We start from the raw sequence: 18,193 nt of genomic DNA, 5'->3' as shown, positions 1-18,193 counted from the left end.
GCGGTAGAGAACGGTCCGCGATACCAAGACCGACCCCGGCCACAGCCACCGGGAGTGATAGGCAGAGGCGCCAGGCGTGACACCCGCTGATCGGGCACGTAGGGCTCTGTAGACGCTAAATGGTGAATCGAGCAGCAGGCAGACCGGCCTTGCCATGGCGAGTGATCCCATGGCGAACAAGGCAGACCCGAGCCGGCGGGAGGGCAGACCTCCCGGAGCACCGCGACCTCCCAGCCCTGACTGCGTATACCGGTCCTGTGGCAAGCGTGCGAATACCCGTAGCCGACCGATTGCGATGCCTCGATAGGGCGTACCGGAGTACGCACGTCAGCAGCAGTCGGCCCCTCCTAGTGAGACGTCAGAAACCCCTTGGGGGAAGTCTGTTCGTCTCACTAGGGGGGGTCCAAAAGTCTCCACCCGCTCCTGGGCACCCGGAGGGTGCGCGGGTGGAGCAAAGGAGAACAGCCGGGCGCTTCGCGCCCGTCCGTTGCGCGGGTCGAAGACCCGCAGAGGAAACGCCGCCCGAAGGGCGTCCTTACCTGTTGGAGGCCGTGCCGCTTGCGGTGCGGCCGACTGGTTCTGCCAGGCGCTCGCGCCTGTCCTTTGCGTGCTCGAACAGAGGTGTCCACGGTGGTCAGTTGCGCTACTTCCTGACCACCCAGCGGCCGCGGTTCACCCGGGAAGCAACCCAGTTGACTGTGAGTTCAGGCTGAGCCCTGGGCAGTAACGTGAGCGAGGCTGTCCGGCGAGGAGGGGGCGCGTTCGTGAGTCTGAAGACAAAGTTCTACCTGTTGCTCGCGGTCATCGCTATCGGAGTCTGGATCGGGATGAACAACCCCCAGCCCGTTCCCTGACCGCCGGTTCATGAGTCTCGACGGTTGTCCTGGCTCGGGACGTCCGCTCGCGCCGGCGTCACCCCACCCGATGAAGTCGGGCGGGTCGAGTGTGCAGCAATGCCGCTGCTCGCCGCGTGCGGCACAGATGGTGACGCGTGGGTGCTGGTCGGGGTCCGGGATGCCGAGTCACGGGAGGCATGGGTGTTGATTCCCTGAGAGATGCCCGACACAGGCCTAGTGACGACCGCAGCCGCCTGTCGGGAAGCCGGATCGTAGCTGTCTCGCCGTGCGGCCACAATTTCGTCACCCATTCCCGGCACCATCCGGAACAGCATCGCGCTCGCGAAAATGGCGATCACGATGATGGCCAGGCCGCTGATGATGGCAGCCGTCGAATCGGCAGGCTTTCCGCCTTCCGCCATGGCGGACGCGAGCCGCAGCACGATCACGATGATGGGCTTGACCAGGATGATGGCCGCCATGATCCCGGCCCACTTACGGACCCTCGTCCACAGCGCGCGGTCCACCAGGCCGCTGTAGACGACCAGGCCCAGCACCGCGCCCACGTACAGCAGGGCCGAGCGCACCACCATCTCCAACCAGACCACGCCGGCGGCGAAGATGGACACGAGAGCCAGCACGATGCGGGCGAACGGACCACCGTCGTTCGCGGTGTCCGTGGAGCGCAGCGCCTCCGAGAAGGAGGCGAAGAATGCTGTCGACCCTTCCCCGGCCAATGCCTGCGTGACACCGTCCACGGCGGAGACCACGGTGAACAGGACCAGGGGGGTAAAGGCGGAGGCGATCACGGTCACCCACAGGAGCCCGACCGCCTCCGTCAGAGCCGTCATCAGCGGCACGCCCCGAACAGCCCGCTTGGTGACAGCCCACAGCCACAGCAGGAGGACGAGAAACGTCGAGGCGGCGAAGACCAGCGCGTACGTCTGCAAGAACTTGGTGTTGGTGAAGTCCACGTCAGAGGTCGCAGCCACCGCGTTACTCAGCTGGTCCACTGTCCACGCTGCCGTCTTGGCTATGGCGGCCGCGACCGACTCCATCGGATCCAGCGTGTCAGTCAGGGACGAACCGCCGCCGCTCTCGCAGTACTCCCGAGCAGGCTTGGCGACCAGGTCACAGTCCCGATCGCTGCCTTTGGCCGCATGATCCTCGTCGCACCACTGCCGGGCCGGACCGTGAACCAATCCACACGGGTTGGCCTTCGTTGCAGTCGGAGAGGGCGTAGGGATGGGAGCTGCCTGTGCCTCCGGAGCCGATACCAACAAAGCCACCAGAAGCCCAACAAAGGCAGATATCACCACACGAGCCACAATGCCTGCGCGCAACACACCAACCCCCCGAAAGTGCCGCATCTTTGCGCTAGTGAAGAGTAGTTTACGGCGGGTCAGTTGTTGTTGCAGGGGGTTAGCGGGGACATAGTTCACGGAAACGAAGCACCGTGTCACCGCAAGGCCGGCAGCCGTGCCCGATGATGAGCCCCGCACCGGTGGACCTCGGACTGACCCAGCCCCGCGGGCATCGTCATGCCGCTCCACAGGAAGCACCGCCCTACAGCCCCGACATATGTAGTGCGTCACAGTTATGCCAATATCTGTGACAGAGCAGGTCAGCGCGTTGGAGGCGATCAGATGCGGCTCGCGGGGTACATCCGGGTGTCGACCGGCAGTCAGTTGGACGGGTTCGGGCTGGAGGACCAGGAGCGCATCGTGCGGCGCTGGACGCGCGAGCACGGGCACAAGCTCGCGAAGCTGTTCATCGAGAAAGCTCAGTCCGGCACGATCGCCGGGGACGAGCGGCCGGAGCTGGCCACCGCCCTGCTGTGGGTCGAGGAGAAGAAGGCGCACGGGATCATCGCCCCGAACTTGGACAGGCTCGCGCGCGAGCTGGTGGTGCAGGAGGCGGCCCTGGCCCAGTGCTGGAAGCACGGCGGCCGCGCGTTCATGGCCGACCAGGGCGAGATCCTGCCCGACGACCCCGAGGACCCGATGCGCACCGCCATGCGCCAGATGATGGGCGTCTTTGCTCAGCTGGACCGCGGTATGACCGTGGCCAAGCTTCGCCGTGGCCGCCGCATCAAGGGGGAGAAGGGCCAGTACGCGTACGGGGCCCCGCCGTACGGATGGCAGGCCCACAAGAAGGAGCTGACCGAGGAGGAGGCGGAGCAGGCCGGCCGCGCCCGCGCCCGCCAGCTCCGGGACGAGGACGGACTGTCGTTCCGCGAGATCGCCGCCGTACTCGAGTCCGAGGACATCCGGCCCAAGCGCGGGGACCGCTGGCACCCCGAGACCGTACGCCGGTTGCTCGCCAACACGAGCGACCGCCCGCCGACCCTGCAGCGGGGCACAGCGCACCGTGGCTGACCCAGGGTCAGCCACACGACAGCGTGTTCCCAGGCCACAGCCAAATCGGTGTACGAACTGTCACCGGGCCTCGTACGAAGACGATTTTAGGTCCGATAAAGAGCAGTGACCGTATCGCCGGGCCTCCGAGAACGAATCACTGCAGACCCGTTTCGACGCGCGCCAGCGAGCGAAAATCCGTGGCGAGCACCAATAGATGCACCTCCTAGGTGCAGGGCGAGGCAGAGCGATCCCCGGGGCGCAGGTGACGCCACGTCACCGGTGGACAGACACCCGCTGCGTCCCGCCGGCGCTTCCGGATAACGGGCGTGGCCTGCCCAACGGTCCAGGCAAACGCCCGTTGGGGCGTTGGGTCACCCAACAACGGGCGTTTGCCTCCCGTTGTGTGCTGTTCGTTCCAGCTCTCTGACCAGCGTCGTCGACAGCCGTCTACTTTCGACGACCCGTCGTCGACAGCCGTGCACCCGTCGTCGCGGGAACACAGTCAACCTTCGGTCAACCTGGGCGCGCGACTCACCTTGACCGCTCATTCCGGCTGCCTGACCAGCGTCGTCGACAGCCGTCTACTTTCGACGACCCGTCGTCGACAGCCGTGCACCCGTCGTCGGGAGAACACAGTCAACCCTCGGGTTGACCGTGGGTTGACTGACCCAACACCCAACAACACGGGCGTTGACCCGCGTCGTCACCGTTGTCTGGCCGTTGTCAGCGCGTCGCGACGGGAGCGTTGAAACGCTCCCGTCGCGACGTTCCGGTAACGACGTGTCGACGTCCACGCCCGTTATCCCCTCCCGCCAGGAGGCAGGCAACAGCACGGAGGTTGGGAGCCTGCAATCACGTTTGATGAACGCGAATTGGGGATGACGAATGTAAGCGCCGATCCCAAAGCTGGCCGTTTTGCGGGTAACCAAACTAGCAAGCATGCAAAATGGTGACTGAGGCATTTCAACCACCGCAGGCGCTCACGCCAATATCAAGGCAATATCAAACCTGATATCAGTTCGTGGTAGTCTGGCTGTACGAGATGGAAGATTGATCTCGTAGACAGTCCGAACATGCCTACGCCCCACGGTCGCCGACTCGACGAACAACGTGGGGCGCAGCCTCGATGTAGGACTTGATGGGCCCACCCTTCGCGAGAGGGTCGGGCCCATCAGCTTCTCCAGCCGCAGGTCAGATCTTCAAGCCGTAGTAGACGGCCTGCAAGACGGCACCTACAAGCCGGACCACGTCTGTGACGCGGCGGATCAGCTTCGCCCACACCGGATCATCCTTGCCCCCGTTTGCAGGGCTCGTTCCGGTGATCACATCTAACCTCCTCTCGATGGGTAGTCCACGTGGGCACCACCCAGACATCCGAGGAGGAATGGAGAAGAGAATAGCATCACGGTGAGGCGCCCCGAGACCTCTCGGGGTGCCCGAGGACTTTTCCCAGCCTTGCGGGATCGCGGGACAAAAGAACCGCAGGAATGACCCCGTGACGGGGTCTAAGTTCTAAGCGATATACGTAACAGGACTTCGGCTGACAGAAACAGGACTTTCTCAAAGGAACATGCAGGCCAGGGCCGTGTGAGCAGTGGGCCGGGGGCGACCGTACCCCTAGCACTCTGGCGTCGACGATGCTCTGAGTTCGAGCAGAGCCAGGAGACGGGCGGCCTCTCACCGGGGCTGGTCGTAGCCTCGCCTCAACTCGACTCCAGGAGCGGCCCGAGTGCGACAGCCGCCCCGCACTCCTTGCAGGCGACCGCCCCAGCTGTCGACCGCAGCACCTCCAGCGCGTCGAACACGTTGAGTTCGTCACCGCCTGAGGGAGCGTCCTCGCAGTCCCAGACATGCACGACGACCACACCCGGGCGGCCGCCCTGAGGCCGAACCCGCTGGACCTTCCACCCCCACCGGTCGGAAGCCGGGGCCGGGTCCTTCCCCTTGCTCGGCAGGGGGTATGTCGGGACCCCCTCGTAGGACACACCGTCGAGCGGCTGCGCCTGCTCGGCAGTCAGCCAGACTCTGTACTCCCGCGGCTCCACCCGCTCCATCGCAGGATCCGTGGCCCACATGGGCAGTCCCACGAGGTACATCCAGCCGGCCAGCTGCCAGCAGCGCCGTTCGTGCAGCTGGCCCACCAGTTCCTGGCCGTCCGGGAGCTGCACCCGGATCGGCGGCAGGGAGGCGGAGTCGGAGGAGGACATGCCGCCACCGTAGGGGACGCGGCAAACCGGTCAGGAGGGAGTCGGCAGGAGCGTGAACGCGGACCCGTTCCGATCCCGCACAGTCGTGAAGTGCCGGAGATCGATTGTGGCGACCTCTCGTGTGCCGATGCGCTCAGCGATCGCGATAACGGACGCGTCAGTGCCCCCCAGCGGCAGGGTTGCGTACTGGCGGACGAGTGCGGCCATGCGTGTGAGATCTTCGGGGACCAGGTTCGTGACGATGCCATACGCGCCCGCCGCGAGGTCTTCCAGGAACAGCGCTTCGGATTCGGTACCGCCGTACTTCTGGATCATGAAGCAGGCTTCCGCCACCACAGTGCAGGGCACGATCAGCAGTCGGCGAGTAACGAGGGAGTCGAACCAAGCCCGGCATTTTGCATGGTTATCGTCACTGGGACTGACGAGTGCCACCAGCGGGCCGGTATCTACGACGATCACTTGCCGGATTCTGTCACTGGCCGAAGCCATCCGCGAGGTAGTCGTCAAGGTTGGACGAGAGGTCAGCCGGCGCCCGCGTCAGGGACCCGACCGACCGCGGGTAGGGCGGCTCCGGCAACGCAGGTAGAGCACTGGTGAGATAAGCCCTCGTTCCGACCCGCAGCCCCGGCAGGCCAGTCTGGAGACTCAGCAGCGCAGCCCGCGCGGCTGCAACTGCCCGACGAAGTTCGTCGGCGGCAGCCTCCTGCCGACGAAGTGCGTCGGCGGCAGCCTCCCGCCCTTGAGCAGCATCGACGAGCGTCAGAGCGTCAAGCACGTCTGCCGCAAGCTCTATGTCACTCGCCGGAAGTTCTTCGACGAGACGATGCAGGTCATCCCGTGTCGCCATACATCCAGCCTACGCAAGACGGCCGAGATTGCACCGGACTGGGGAGAAGCCCACCCCCGGGCATGCGGGGCGGTGATCTGCTTGCCCATCCCCTCATTCCCAGGCTGATCTAAAGAACCTTCCCAGGTCAGACGGGGTAACAGTCGCATTGGACTGTTACCCCGCTGGGGAGACGGCAACGGTGGGCGGTTTACATGGCCAGCCGCCCGCCGACTGCACCTCTCGCCGTTGTGCTCGCAGGAAGGCCAGCGGGGAGGGGAGGGGGGTCGGGCCGGGCTGCGAGTGCCGTCGACCGGGCCGGAGTTGGGCCGCTCGCCGTACTGCCGCCGTCGCTCACGCGCGCGCGTGAGCAGACCGCACCGCCCGCCGATGGTTGCGGGGGAGCAGCAGCTGCCGCGATGTGGCCGGGCCCGTCGTGGGCGCTCCGCTCAGCGCGCCACCGTGGGGGTTAAACCCATTCTGACCTGCTGAAACAGGCTCCCCGGCATAGACGCATGTGACTTGACGCTGTAATATTGATCCTGTCGGAACGGGCGGACGGTATCCGCCCCCCGGCGACCCGCCAACCCCGAACGAGGGAGCCCCTCATGACTCACCCCGACGCCCCCAAGGTCCGCACCGCCGCCGGTCGGGGCGTTCCACTCACCCTCATTCGCATGACGCCCCGAGAGGCTCGCGACTGGCTGTGGCTGGTCGAAGCCCTCCCGCACGGCCCCGGCCTCATTCACGACTACTTCCACGTCTACGAGGCCGAGACGGGGGAGCTCATCGGCGCAGCTCTCCATCAGGGCGGCCCCGTCCACGTCGAGTTCTACGACAAGGTCTGGGGGCAGGACTACGTCGCCGCAGGCGACGGTCAGACCCTGCGAATCGCCCTGAACCTCCTGATCGACTACCGCGACCACATGCGCCGCCGACTAGCGGCCCCCTCCGTGCAGCGCGTGGCCCGCGCCGCGTAGGAGTACGCCGAAAGGGCCCGAACCCACCCGGGGTTCGGGCCCTTTCGGGTAGGTGACGAGCACGCGAAACCCATTCTGACCTGCAGAGACAGCCTCCCCGGCATAGACATCTGTCATCTGACGCTGTAATATTGATCCTGTCGGAACGGGCGGACGGTATCCGCCCCCGACGACCCGTCAACAACCCGAAGGGAAACGACCGAATGTCTCTGACCTTCACAGACCTGTTCTGTGGCGCAGGTGGCTCGTCCACCGGCCTGGTGGCCGCCGGGCTGGAGCTGAAGCTGGCCGCGAACCACTGGCAGACCGCCATCGACACCCACGCCGCCAACCACCGCGACGCTGAGCACCTGTGCGCAGACATCGACCGGTACGACATGCGGCGCCTGCCCAGCACGGATGTGCTCTGGGCTTCCCCGATCTGCACCGAGCTGAGCCCCGCCGGGGGGCGCAGGCGCAAGGCGAGCAAGAGCGCGGCCGGAGCCGGGCAGCTGGGACTGGCGCTTGAGGAGTTCGGGCACGTGCCGTCCGCCGCATTCGACCGCACCCGGGCGACGTTCTGGGACGTCATCCGGGCGACCGAGGTTCACCGCTACAAGGCCGTCATGGTCGAGAACGTCGCGGAAGCCGCCGAGTGGGAACTGTTCGACGTCTGGCTGACCGGCATGGACGTACTCGGCTACCGCCACCAGTTCGTATCTGTCTCTTCCGCCCACGCGGGGGACGACAGCAACGACCCGGCCCCCCAGTGGCGGGACCGGATCTATGTCGTCTTCACCCACAAGAGCATCCCGCTCCCCGACGTCGAGCCCCGCCCCCTGGCGTGGTGCCCCTCGTGCGGGGAGAACGTCGAGGCGTTCCAGTCCTGGAAGAAGGCCGGAGCCCGCAAGCTGGGCAAGTACGGTCAGCAGTACGTCTACCGCTGCCCCAACGGCGCACGCTGCCACCACACCGTGGTCGAGCCCTACGTCCGTCCGGCGGCATCCATCATCGACTGGACCAACTTGGGCATCCGCATCGGTGACCGGCCGCAGCACAAGCTCCCCCCGCTCGCCGCGAGCACCGTCGAGCGGATCCACTCCGGACTCCGGATGTTGGGAGACCGCCGGATGATCCTGACCGTCACTCACAGCGGACACGACGGACGAGCCTTCCCGGCCGACGCTGCACCGCTCGCCACCCGCACCCGGAAGATAGGCGACGCAGTCCTCGTCCCCGCCGGGGGCACGTGGAACACGGAGCCGACCACGGCGGCCGCGCCGATGCGGACCCGGCTCGCCAACCCGAAGGGGTTCGAGGCCCTGGTGACGCCCCCGCAAGCCGATGAGTCGTTCATCGTCACATTGCGCCGCAACTCCCGCGCCCGGCACGTGGCCGAGCCCGTGGACACGGTCACCGGCCAGGGACGCCACCACTGGCTGGTCATCCCCTACCGCAACGCCACGGCGAAGACCACCGCCGAGCCGTTGCACACTCTCGGCACCAAGGACTCCGCCGCAGTGCTGGACCCCGCGCCGGAGCTGGAGGACTGCCACTACCGGATGATCCAGCCGCGCGAGCAGTTGCTGGCCCAGCGCTTCCCCGCCGACTACATCGTCCACGGCAACAAGGGCGAGCAGACCATGCAGGCCGGAAACGCGGTGAGCTGCAACGTCGCACAATGGCTCGGCTCCCGCGTCGCCGCCGTCCTCTGACCAGTCAGCTAAAGCTGTAAAGCTGAAACTGCCGGGGTGGGGTGTTCACCGCCTCGCCCCGGCCCACCCAAGGAGATCTCATGTCGGAGACCCCGACCTTCCGTCTCGGCACGCCGGATTGGGAGTGCCGTTACCCCGTCCTCGTTGGCGGTGACGTCATCGGAGCCGCATTCCGCTGGCACCGCGACTGGCTCATTCTCTCCAGCGAGGGTGAGCGGAACCTGGGCCGCCCCGAGAAGGGCGAGCACGGCGTCGACATGGCGGCCGCCCGCCTGGCCGACATGTACGCGGTCGGACGCGTCACGGCCATGTCCCTGGCCGATGTGGTCGCCCCCGTACCCGTCCTCGTGGAGCCCGTGCCGCTGCTCCACCCCCGGATGCCGTACAACCGCCGCAACGTCGACACCGCCAAGGCCGTACTGGCGACGCTGAAGGAACACTGCTGGACGCCCTACACCGGCTTCCCCGGCAGCGACAACCCGTGGTGGCAGCGGTGCGACCTGTGCGGTTGGCAGGGCCCGCGCTACTGGTCGCACCAGCGCGGCCGCAACGGGCAGCAGCCCAGCACTCACCGCCACCCAGCATCGACGAACCCTCCGGCGCCCGCCGGATGCCTCGGTGACGAGAAGGTCCGCGCAGCCATCGCCGCGTACCGGGATTAGCCCCACCGCGCGGAAGGCACTCCGGACGGGCTTCGCCCGCCCGGAGTGCCCCCGTTCCAGCTCCGCCGCGCCGTGGGCAAACGAAAGGGACCGATGGCCCGCACCACCCGAGAGTGGAGCGGTCGGTATCCATCGGTCCCGACCCGTCAACACCGCGAGGGTGCGACTGGTGCAGTCTATTGCCCAACCCGCCGACGCGAGCCCGACAGGAGAAACCGATGATCCCGCACGACCGGCCCGTCATGGCGGAGGCCGACATCGCCGCCGAGGCAGGCATGGAGCTGCACACGTGGCGCCGGCGCCACGGCGCCGACTTCCGCTCGCGTGTCCCCGTGACCAACCCGGGCGAACGCCTCCGCCTGTACGACGCGGCCCAGGCTCGCGCCTACGTCGCGGGTCAGCCGATCCCGCCGACGCCCCCCGCCGGCGAGCCCCACCCCGACGACCTGCTCAGCACGGAGGAAGTCGCCGCCGCACTCAGCACCGACACCTCCACCGTCAGGGCGTACGCCAGCACCGGCTATCTGCCGCAGGGAGTGGAGCTGCACGGTCGCCGCTTTTGGCCCCGCCGCGTGGTGCAGGAACGCATCGACGCCGGCGACCAGCGCCACCACCCCGAGCGCACCGGGGCGGGACGTCGATCAGGTGACCCCCGTAACCAGGCGCCCCGCGGCCGCCACAGCAGCACGGAAGCCCGCGTTCAGGAGGTGGCCGCCGCACTCGCCCAAGCAGACAGCGAGGGCCAGGACACCATCACCGCCGCCGACCTGGCCCAGCGGTACGACGTCAGCCACCGCACTGGCGAACGCCTCCTGGCAGCAGCGCGGGAGCATCTGCGCGCGAGTGATCCCGCCGAGGCCTGACCAGCCGAGCCCGCCGGGACGAGGAAGAACTGGCTGCACCGCCCGTCAGTCGCCAATTGGCGACCGGCCCCCGCACACCAGAAACGGGCCCTCATTTGAGGGCCCGTTTCTATAATTTCAGCAGGTCAGAATGGGTAACAGTCGCAGCGGACTGTTACCCGGACCGTCGTGGGAGAGCCCGCCGCCGGACCGGCGCCGCGGCGCCCGCGCCACGATCAACAGCAAGAAGGAGCCTCAGCCAGAAAGGCCCAGCTCTTCCAGGGATGCGCCGTCCGCCCAGCGCCGCAGCTGGTGGCCGTCGAGTAGGTGGACTCCGCCTTGGCGAGAGGCCCAGAGCACGTCCGCGCGGCTGAAGGTGCCGAGGTGGACAACGACCCGAATCAGGCGGTCGACGCCAGGCCGCCCCGCCTCCCGCAACGGGGCGGGCCCTTCTGTCACCTCGTCCTCATCCGCCAGCGCCACCGGGCGGAAGGCCACATCGAGTTCGCGGCCCCGGCGGTCCCGCGCGTACAGGCGAGGCCGCGCCTCCCGTACCGTCAGGTCGACCACCTGCCAGCCGTCCCGCCGCAGCATCCGCGCGGCCGCCACCGCTAGGCCGGAGTCATCGAGCCGGACGAGCTCCGCCGCAGTGTAGATGCCGCCGCGCCGGCGCGCCACCGTCCGACGCCAACGCAGCCCCACCACCGTGGCGGCCGCGAGCACGACGACGCCTAGCGCCAGACCGCCACCGCCCCAAGTCCTGTGTAGCCAGACGAGGAAGGCCACCAGGCCCGTCACGGCGAAGGCGAGGCCGACGAACGCGGGTAGCACGTCGCTCAGATCAGGCCCGTAGCGCCCCTGCGCCCGCAGCTCTGAGACCGCACGCTGCCGCTGCGAGCGACGCGAGCCAGGCACTGAAGGACGCTTCCACCAGTAGGCGGGAGGAGATAGGCGCCGGAGAAGAGATGAACCGAACCGCCGACACAGGACTACCAGCGTCAATTCCCCACCCCCGATCTGTACGTGTACGTAGAGATACCCGCTCGCGTGAACCTCCCGCCAGTCGGGAGTGAAGACCGGCCCGAGCTGGCTCGGACGGGATGCGGTGAACCGCTTGTGCGCCTTGTAGGGGTTCCCCTACGGTGTTGGGGAACCCCTACAGCAATCGCATTGAAAGGAAGGGCACATGACGACCTCTCAGCACCGACCGCTCCCGGACCCCGCCACGGAGCCGATGACCGCGAGCCGCCCGGGTCTAGAGCCCCGCGAGGTCTCCGGCCGGACCGCGCACTGGCCGGACGGAGTGCACACGTACACGCTCGCGTTCCACGGCGGGAAGCAGTGGCAGATTGCGGACGAGGCGGATACCGCCATCCTGGCCATGGACGCCATCCAGTCCGGCGAGCAGCTGGAACGGAAGCTGATTTGGGAGGGACTGCGGGACATCCGGCGCCTCAAGCAGCGGCTGGCCGCCATCGAGGAGGAGCTGATGCTGGCGGCCCGCGAGCCGGAGGCCGACCGCGACAAGATGTCGTTTCGCGAGCTGGGGGAGGCGATCGGCCAGCACCACACCACAGTGAAGGAGCGATACGACCGGCTGGCCATCGAGGGGCGCACCCACACGTACCGCCGCTGGCTCACCGAGAACACCCCGCGCGCCGACCTCTACCCGACTACCTGAAGGGCGACCGACACCGTGATTCGGAACGTCGTAACGTGCGACCGCTCCGGGTGCGTCGCGCTGTTCGTGGAACCCGTGGGCGACCCATACGCGCTGGACGCTGACGAGTTCGAGGACGTCATGAAGCGCGCCAGGTGGACCTACGGCGACGCAGGGCACCGGTGCCCCGGGTGCACGCAGGGCACCGGTCCGGTGTTGGAACTGGGGGAGTGCCCGCGCTGCACCGGGACGACTGTCGACGTCCCGGCGGGGGCGCGGTGCCACTACTGCGGGCACGTCGAACCCCATCCGAAGGAGGAGTGGTGATCCTGGGAGTCATCCGCCGGCGCCGCGAGCGCCGAGCCGCCGAACAGCAAGCCCGACACCGCCAAGGGCAGTTGCAGCAGGCCACAGACATGGCCATCACCGCGGCGGTGCGGGCGCTCCGCTCCGAACCCGTGACAGACCTTCACGTGACCTGGCCGTTACGGGTCACGGTGGGCGACGTCCTTACGGCCGCACGGGAGCACTTCGCCCTGAAGGTCACAGAGGCCGACGCCGCCGCGATGCTCCGGCACCGCCTGGAACGGCGGGGGCACACGGGATGGGGCGACCTCGTGACCGACGCCTACGAGTACGGCGACTGACCGACCGCACCCCCCATCGGCCGTCCGCTGGAAGTCGCATCCAGTGGGCGGCCGATGCCGTTCCAACTTCCGCCGAATCCTCCCGTTATCTAGCGTGTGCACGCTACGATTTGAAGCATGGCCGCTCAGGAGGGAACCCGCATCGTCACCGCCCTGGAATTGACGTGGGGCGCAATCCAGAAGCACCACCCCGACGTTCCAGACGTCGTGATCGTGACTGGAACCGGGCGGCGAGCCCGTGGCCGCCTGAAGTGGGGTCACCACACGGCGGACCGATGGCTGGACGCGGCGGCCGCCGGGCGCAAAGCGGAGCTGTTCGTGTCGGGCGAGGCCGTCGCCAAGGGTGGCGAGATGGTCGTGGAGACGATGCTGCACGAGGCGGCCCACGCACTTGCGGCCGCCCGGAGCATCCGGGACACCTCGTGTGCGGGACGCTGGCACAACCGCGAATACGCGGCTCTGGCCAGGGAGGTTGGGCTGGAGCCCCCGAAGCGGGCGGCGAAGGTGATCGGGTTCAGCGACTCCCTGATCACGGCCGCCACCGTCGGTCGGTACGCGGCCCAGATCCGGCGCCTGGAAGCGGCAGCGCTCGCGCGGATAGAGGTTCCCGAAGACGACGCGGGCGAGCCCGGCGACCAGGACCAGGAGCAGCAAGACGAGGACAACCCGGGCCCGCGCGGCGGACGCGGCCGAGCCGGTAAGCGCGTCGTCGTCGAATGCGGCTGCGAGACCCCCCGCCGGACGCAGGTCACTCCCGCATTCCTCGAGGAGGCGCCCGTGCTGTGCGGGAGGTGCAGGCAGGAGTTCCAGCCCCCGGAGTCGACGCTGGAACTGGCCCTGGGCGCGGGCACCGAGCAGGCCGAGCCCGTCGCGGCTCGGGTCATGCCGTGACCGCGCCGACCCCAGCGGTTCCCTGGTCGGCCCTGGCCGCCGACCCGGCGACCGTCGCCCGGTACGAGGCGAAGGTGTACCGCGGCCCCGGACCCACGGACTGCCACTGGTGGCTGGGCGCCGTCAGCGACTCCGGGCATGGGAAGTTGCGGGCGGGCAGCCGCCCGGCGGGCACCTCTCGCGTGGTCTCAGCCCATGTCCTGGGGTTCGCCATCCACCACGGCGCCGGCGCCCTGCAGGGCGCCATCGTCCGGCACCGGTGCGACGAGGCCAGCTGTCAGAATCCGGCGCACTGGCTCGCCGGGGACCGCCTGCAGAACATCCTGGACTTTCAGGCACGGCGCGGGCTGACCGGTCACCCGCTCGCGGACGTGCGCGGCGCGGCAGGCCGCGCCGTCGCCGTGCGGGACGCCATTCTGGCGGCCGCTCCGGGTGCCGAGGCCGACGCCATCGTGGCCGCGCTCGCGGCTGGCCACCCGTCCGGAGACCGGCAGGACACCCTCTGGTAGACGCAGCGTGTGCACGCTAGGCGGTCGGGCGTAGCGGGCCCACGCTGCGGGGTCCGTCCCGCACCGCCGGCGGTTGCTTCGGTTCGGTGGCTCCGGTGTCCCGTCGAGGCCGCGCAGCGGCCGCGGTTGCCGGGCAAGTCATAGCGTGTGCACGCTAGATGTAGAACCGTTCGACCGCGCCGGGATCGGCAACACGCTCGCCGCCGAAAACCACTCTTGGTAACAGTCGAGGCCCGACCCACACTCCGGGGTCGGGCCTCTGCCGTCTCCAGCACAGCCTAGCGGGCAGCCGCCCGCAGTCGTCAACAGCCAACCCCCAGAGCGCCCAGCGAAGCCAGCGAACCCAACCAGGACCATCGGACAGGAGACAGCCAGCAACGACCCAGACCACCAGCAGCTAGAAGGTAATCGGACCCACGAATGCCACCCGAACAACAGGACCACCTAACGATCCGTCAACCCCAAGGTACAAGCATCTATCTGACACACCCTTGCATTCTTATCCGATGGCCACCTACAGTGATCGCATGACCGCTACCGTGAGCCCGGGATCTGACCCTGGGTACCTGATTGATCAGGTAGGCAAGGGTGGCGAGCACTACTACTTGAAGAGCATCGAACAGGCCGGGGAGCCTGCTGGGATCTGGCTCGGTGAGGGTGCAAACGATCTTGGTCTGACGGGTGAAGTCGACCATGAACTCATGAGCGACATGTACTCGAAGTTCACGCACCCGGAGTTGCATGCGCAGGTCCGCGCGTCACTCTCCGCAATCACGGCGGAGCGGGGGACGGATGAGTACAAGGCTGAGGTGGCAGCCATCTACGACGCCGCCCGGGTCGGGCGGAAGCCGTACGACTACACCAAGAGCACCGAGGAGAAGGTGCAGGCCGCGCTGGAGAAGCTGGGCCCCGACGCCACCCCCGAGCAGCGCCGCGAGGCGGAGCTGAAGGTGCGCCAGAACGCGCCCACGTCCCGCAGTTACTACGACGTCACGTTCTCCGTGCCGAAGAGCTACAGCCTGCTGCACGCCGGATTCCAGATCGAGGCTCAGCGGCTCCGCGCGGCTGGTGACGTCGAGGGAGCGGCGGCCGCCGCAGCGAAGGCGGACATGGTCTGGGACGCCGTGATGGAGGGTGTCCAGGCCGGGCTGGAATTCCTGCAGGACGAGGCCGGATACGCCCGGGACGGACGCCACGGCGCCAAGGACGCCGAGGGCGCCCCGACCGGCCGCCAAGTCGACGCGCACCGCTGGACGGTCGCCAGCTTCCGCCAGCACACATCCAGGGACAACGACCCGCAGCTGCACGTGCACAACGCGATCTGGAACCGGGTCAAGGTCGACACAATGGACCCCGTGACCGGCGAACTCCGTTCCAAGTGGCTGACCATCGACGGACAGGAGATCTACCGGCACACCAAGGCAGCCGGGCACCTATTCGAGAAGACCACGGACGAGGCTCTGTACCGGAAGATGGGCATTCGTACCGCGATGCGCCCGGACGGCATGGCCCGCGAAGTCGTCGGCATCGGCCAGGAGAAGCGGGACAAGTACAGCAGCCGGCGGCAGACCATCACGACGGGCACCGCCGAGCTGGCCAAGGCGTACGAGGACCGCGAGGGCCGCCCGCCGGGCGCCCACGAACTGGCCCGCATGGCGCAGTGGGTGAACCTCTCGGAGCGCAAAGGCAAGACCGCCGCAGTGCCGCGCGAGCAACTGCTGGAGCAGTGGGAGACGGACATGATCTCCGACACCCGCGAGTCCCTGGCGGACATTCCAGCGGAGGTGGAACGCGCAACGGCCGAGCTGGAACAGCGCGCCGCAGACCTGGAATCGGGTCTGGAATTCGACCCGGCGAAGGTGGTCCGGACCGCCGTCGAGAACGCGCAGGACCAGAAGGCCGCATGGCGCCGCGGGGACCTGATCGTGGAGATCACCAAGCAGCTTCCAGATTGCTTGGGCGGGTTGGAACGGGACCAGGTGCGGGCCCTCGTCAACGAGCTGGCCGACGCTGCGCTGCAGTCCGGCACGGACACCGAGGTGGTGCGGCTGACCGCCCGCAACCTCGTCCCGCTCCCGCAGGAGCTGACCCGCGAGGACGGACTGAGCGTCTACGCCCGCCACGGCGCCGTCCGGTACGCCACAGAGGCTCATCTGCAGCGCGAGGGACGGGTAATCGAGCAGGCCACGGAGCTGGGCGCCCCCGCCGTCTCCCGCGAGGCGATCGACACGGCCGTGGTCAAGGGTGGACTGAACGAGGGGCAGGAGAAGGCCTTCCGCTCCATCCTTGCGTCCGGCCGCCGCATGGAGGTTGTCGCCGCCGCCGCAGGCACTGGAAAGAGCCGCCTGGCGGGCGCGATCCACGACATCTGGACGCAGGAAGTCGGCCCCGTGATCGGCCTCACCGTCAGCCAGCGCGCCGCCCGCGTACTGTCCGAGGAGGGTGTGCGGAACGCGCAGAACGTGGCCAAGTTCTTGGACACCAACCGCCGGTTGGAATCGGGTGCGCCCGTGGCCGAAGACGAGCGGGACGCGTTCCAGCTCCGGCAGGGTCAGCTGGTCCTCGTGGACGAGGCATCCATGGCGGAGACGGGCCAGCTGGACGAGATCCGCCGCCTGGCCGCCCGCGCCGGCGCCAAGGTGCTGTACGTCGGCGACAACGCACAGCTGGACAGCGTCGGCTCCGGCGGCATCTTCTCCCAGCTGACCGAAGAACTCCCCAACGTCCACCGCCTTGACCAGGTGATGCGGTTCAACGCGGAGTGGGAGAAAGGGGCGTCCCTACGGCTCCGGAAGGGCGAGGTTGCCGCGCTCGCCGAGTACGACGCTCGCGGCCGCCTACGCGCAGGAACGCGCCAGGAGATGCTGGAAGCCTCGTACCAGTCCTGGCTGGCCGACCACACAGGCGGTAAGGACGCGGTACTGATCGCGCCGACCAGGGAGCAGGCGGACGAGCTGGCGGCCCGCGCCCGGCAAGACCTCGTGCGACTCGGCAAGGTCGAGCAGAACGGCATCGAACTGGAGGACCGCGGACTGACGGTCGGCAAGGGCGACATGATCCAGCTCCGCAAGAACAACCGACGCATGACCAGCGCGTCCGGCGAGCGGTTCGCCACCAACCGCGACGTAGTGAAGGTCCTGGGGGTCTCCGAGAACGGTTCCGTCACCGTGGCCTACGACGACGGGGACACCCTCCAGCTACCGCCCTCGTACGTGAGCGAGCATGTCGACCTGGCGTATGCGGGCACCATCCACTCCACCCAGGGCCGCACCGTTGGAACGGCCCACAGCTACTGGGACGGCAGCGGTTCCAGGGAGGCGTTCTACGTTGCGATGACGCGCGGCCGCGAGGCCAACACCGCGTACATGTCCACCGACATGCCGGGCGTGGAGCCGTGGGAGCGGCCGGACCCGATGGCCCTCTACAAGCAGACGCTGGAGAACTCCACCGTCGAGAAGAGCGCCACCCAGGTACAGCGGGAAGAGGCGGATTGGGCCCGCTCGCTCGCCAAGCACTCGTTCGAGCTGGAAGACCTCTCCACCGAATACGCCACCACCAAGCTGGGTCGTGTGCTGTATGCCGAGTTGGGCCCGGAGCGCTACGAGGAGCTGGCCGGCAGCGAGGCGTTCGGCTCCCTCGTCCGGTTGGGCCGGGCTGCCGAGGCGGCCGGTTATGACGCAGAGGGCATCATGCGGACCGTTGCCCAGGGGCGGCTGGCCGATGCGAAGGACTTGGGCAAGGTCTTGCACTGGCGGGCGGAGCGCGAGCTGGAGGCTGCCGAGCGGCGCCAGGTCCGGGCTGACGAGCAGCGCGTGAGCGCAGCCGTGGAGCAGCAGGAAACCACCGTCAACACTCTGGTAGCCCAGTTGTCCGTGGCGCCCGTCGCCCACGCGGATCGGTCGATCAGCGAGGAGGCGCAGGCCGAGGCGATGCGGCAGGCCGAGGTCATGCAGCAGGCGCCCGCGCTGGCCTGGAACGGGAGCCAGGAAGACGCGCTGGCCGCGCAGCAGGCAGTCATTGGGGCGCAGGTCATCGACCCGATGGAGACTCAGCGGGCCGCGGAGGCCGCAGCATTCGAG

General features: G+C 68.1%; 16 protein-coding genes. 10 read left to right on the top strand and 6 right to left on the bottom strand.

Features of this window, described 5'->3' with window-relative positions:
* Positions 1-862: 862 nt before the first annotated feature.
* The gene (locus tag IOD14_RS43995; protein ID WP_249126348.1) at positions 863-1,894 is read right to left on the bottom strand and encodes a hypothetical protein; all 1,032 of its coding nucleotides are present in this window, start codon (positions 1,892-1,894) and stop codon (positions 863-865) included.
* A gap of 588 nt (positions 1,895-2,482) precedes the next feature.
* On the opposite strand from IOD14_RS43995, the gene IOD14_RS43990 reads away from it, so the two are divergent.
* The gene (locus IOD14_RS43990) at positions 2,483-3,214 is read left to right on the top strand and encodes a recombinase family protein (RefSeq protein ID WP_212673554.1); all 732 of its coding nucleotides are present in this window, start codon (positions 2,483-2,485) and stop codon (positions 3,212-3,214) included.
* Between the two features lie 1,173 nt (positions 3,215-4,387).
* On the opposite strand, the gene IOD14_RS44845 is transcribed toward IOD14_RS43990, so the two are convergent.
* The 4 genes from IOD14_RS44845 to IOD14_RS43975 all read right to left on the bottom strand — a co-directional run bounded on the left by IOD14_RS44845 (position 4,388) and on the right by IOD14_RS43975 (position 6,250).
* Complete coding sequence (locus IOD14_RS44845; RefSeq protein WP_282959536.1) at positions 4,388-4,522, bottom strand: hypothetical protein; 135 nt, start codon at positions 4,520-4,522, stop codon at positions 4,388-4,390.
* Between the two features lie 377 nt (positions 4,523-4,899).
* Positions 4,900-5,403: a DUF6233 domain-containing protein gene (locus IOD14_RS43985; protein WP_249126347.1), complete on the bottom strand. Its 504-nt coding sequence runs from the start codon at positions 5,401-5,403 to the stop codon at positions 4,900-4,902.
* Between the two features lie 30 nt (positions 5,404-5,433).
* Entirely contained in the window at positions 5,434-5,862 is a 429-nt protein-coding gene (locus IOD14_RS43980; RefSeq protein WP_212673553.1) for a PIN domain-containing protein, read from the bottom strand.
* Between the two features lie 13 nt (positions 5,863-5,875).
* Entirely contained in the window at positions 5,876-6,250 is a 375-nt protein-coding gene (locus tag IOD14_RS43975; RefSeq protein ID WP_212673552.1) for a hypothetical protein, read from the bottom strand.
* A gap of 587 nt (positions 6,251-6,837) precedes the next feature.
* On the opposite strand from IOD14_RS43975, the gene IOD14_RS43970 reads away from it, so the two are divergent.
* The 4 genes from IOD14_RS43970 to IOD14_RS43955 all read left to right on the top strand — a co-directional run bounded on the left by IOD14_RS43970 (position 6,838) and on the right by IOD14_RS43955 (position 10,428).
* Complete coding sequence (locus IOD14_RS43970; RefSeq protein WP_212673551.1) at positions 6,838-7,209, top strand: hypothetical protein; 372 nt, start codon at positions 6,838-6,840, stop codon at positions 7,207-7,209.
* 203 nt (positions 7,210-7,412) lie between these two features.
* A complete protein-coding gene (locus IOD14_RS43965) occupies positions 7,413-8,903 on the top strand; it encodes a DNA cytosine methyltransferase (RefSeq protein ID WP_212673550.1) in 1,491 nt (496 codons plus the stop codon).
* 80 nt (positions 8,904-8,983) lie between these two features.
* Positions 8,984-9,565 (top strand): hypothetical protein, encoded by a 582-nt coding sequence (locus IOD14_RS43960; RefSeq protein ID WP_212673549.1) that lies wholly within the window; start codon positions 8,984-8,986, stop codon positions 9,563-9,565.
* A gap of 218 nt (positions 9,566-9,783) precedes the next feature.
* Complete coding sequence (locus tag IOD14_RS43955) at positions 9,784-10,428, top strand: DNA-binding protein (protein ID WP_212673548.1); 645 nt, start codon at positions 9,784-9,786, stop codon at positions 10,426-10,428.
* A gap of 234 nt (positions 10,429-10,662) precedes the next feature.
* On the opposite strand, the gene IOD14_RS43950 is transcribed toward IOD14_RS43955, so the two are convergent.
* Positions 10,663-11,322, bottom strand: coding sequence for a hypothetical protein (locus IOD14_RS43950; RefSeq protein WP_212673547.1), 660 nt, complete (start codon positions 11,320-11,322; stop codon positions 10,663-10,665).
* 271 nt (positions 11,323-11,593) lie between these two features.
* Between IOD14_RS43950 and IOD14_RS43945 the strand changes: the two genes are divergently transcribed.
* The 5 genes from IOD14_RS43945 to mobF form a co-directional block, all read left to right on the top strand.
* A complete protein-coding gene (locus tag IOD14_RS43945) occupies positions 11,594-12,088 on the top strand; it encodes a hypothetical protein (RefSeq protein WP_212673546.1) in 495 nt (164 codons plus the stop codon).
* 302 nt (positions 12,089-12,390) lie between these two features.
* Positions 12,391-12,714: a hypothetical protein gene (locus IOD14_RS43940; RefSeq protein ID WP_212673545.1), complete on the top strand. Its 324-nt coding sequence runs from the start codon at positions 12,391-12,393 to the stop codon at positions 12,712-12,714.
* A gap of 117 nt (positions 12,715-12,831) precedes the next feature.
* Positions 12,832-13,605, top strand: coding sequence for a hypothetical protein (locus tag IOD14_RS43935; protein WP_212673544.1), 774 nt, complete (start codon positions 12,832-12,834; stop codon positions 13,603-13,605).
* Positions 13,602-14,114: a hypothetical protein gene (locus IOD14_RS43930; protein WP_212673543.1), complete on the top strand. Its 513-nt coding sequence runs from the start codon at positions 13,602-13,604 to the stop codon at positions 14,112-14,114. Before IOD14_RS43935 ends, IOD14_RS43930 begins: the two co-directional genes overlap by 4 nt.
* Before the next feature lie 506 nt (positions 14,115-14,620).
* Positions 14,621-18,193 (top strand): MobF family relaxase (gene mobF, locus IOD14_RS43925; RefSeq protein ID WP_349252452.1); only part of this gene is annotated, 3,573 nt, incomplete at its 3' end.

It is taken from the genome of Streptomyces sp. A2-16 (assembly GCF_018128905.1).
Classification (GTDB): Bacteria; Actinomycetota; Actinomycetes; order Streptomycetales; family Streptomycetaceae; genus Streptomyces.
This window is presented reverse-complemented; position numbering and strand designations above follow the sequence as displayed.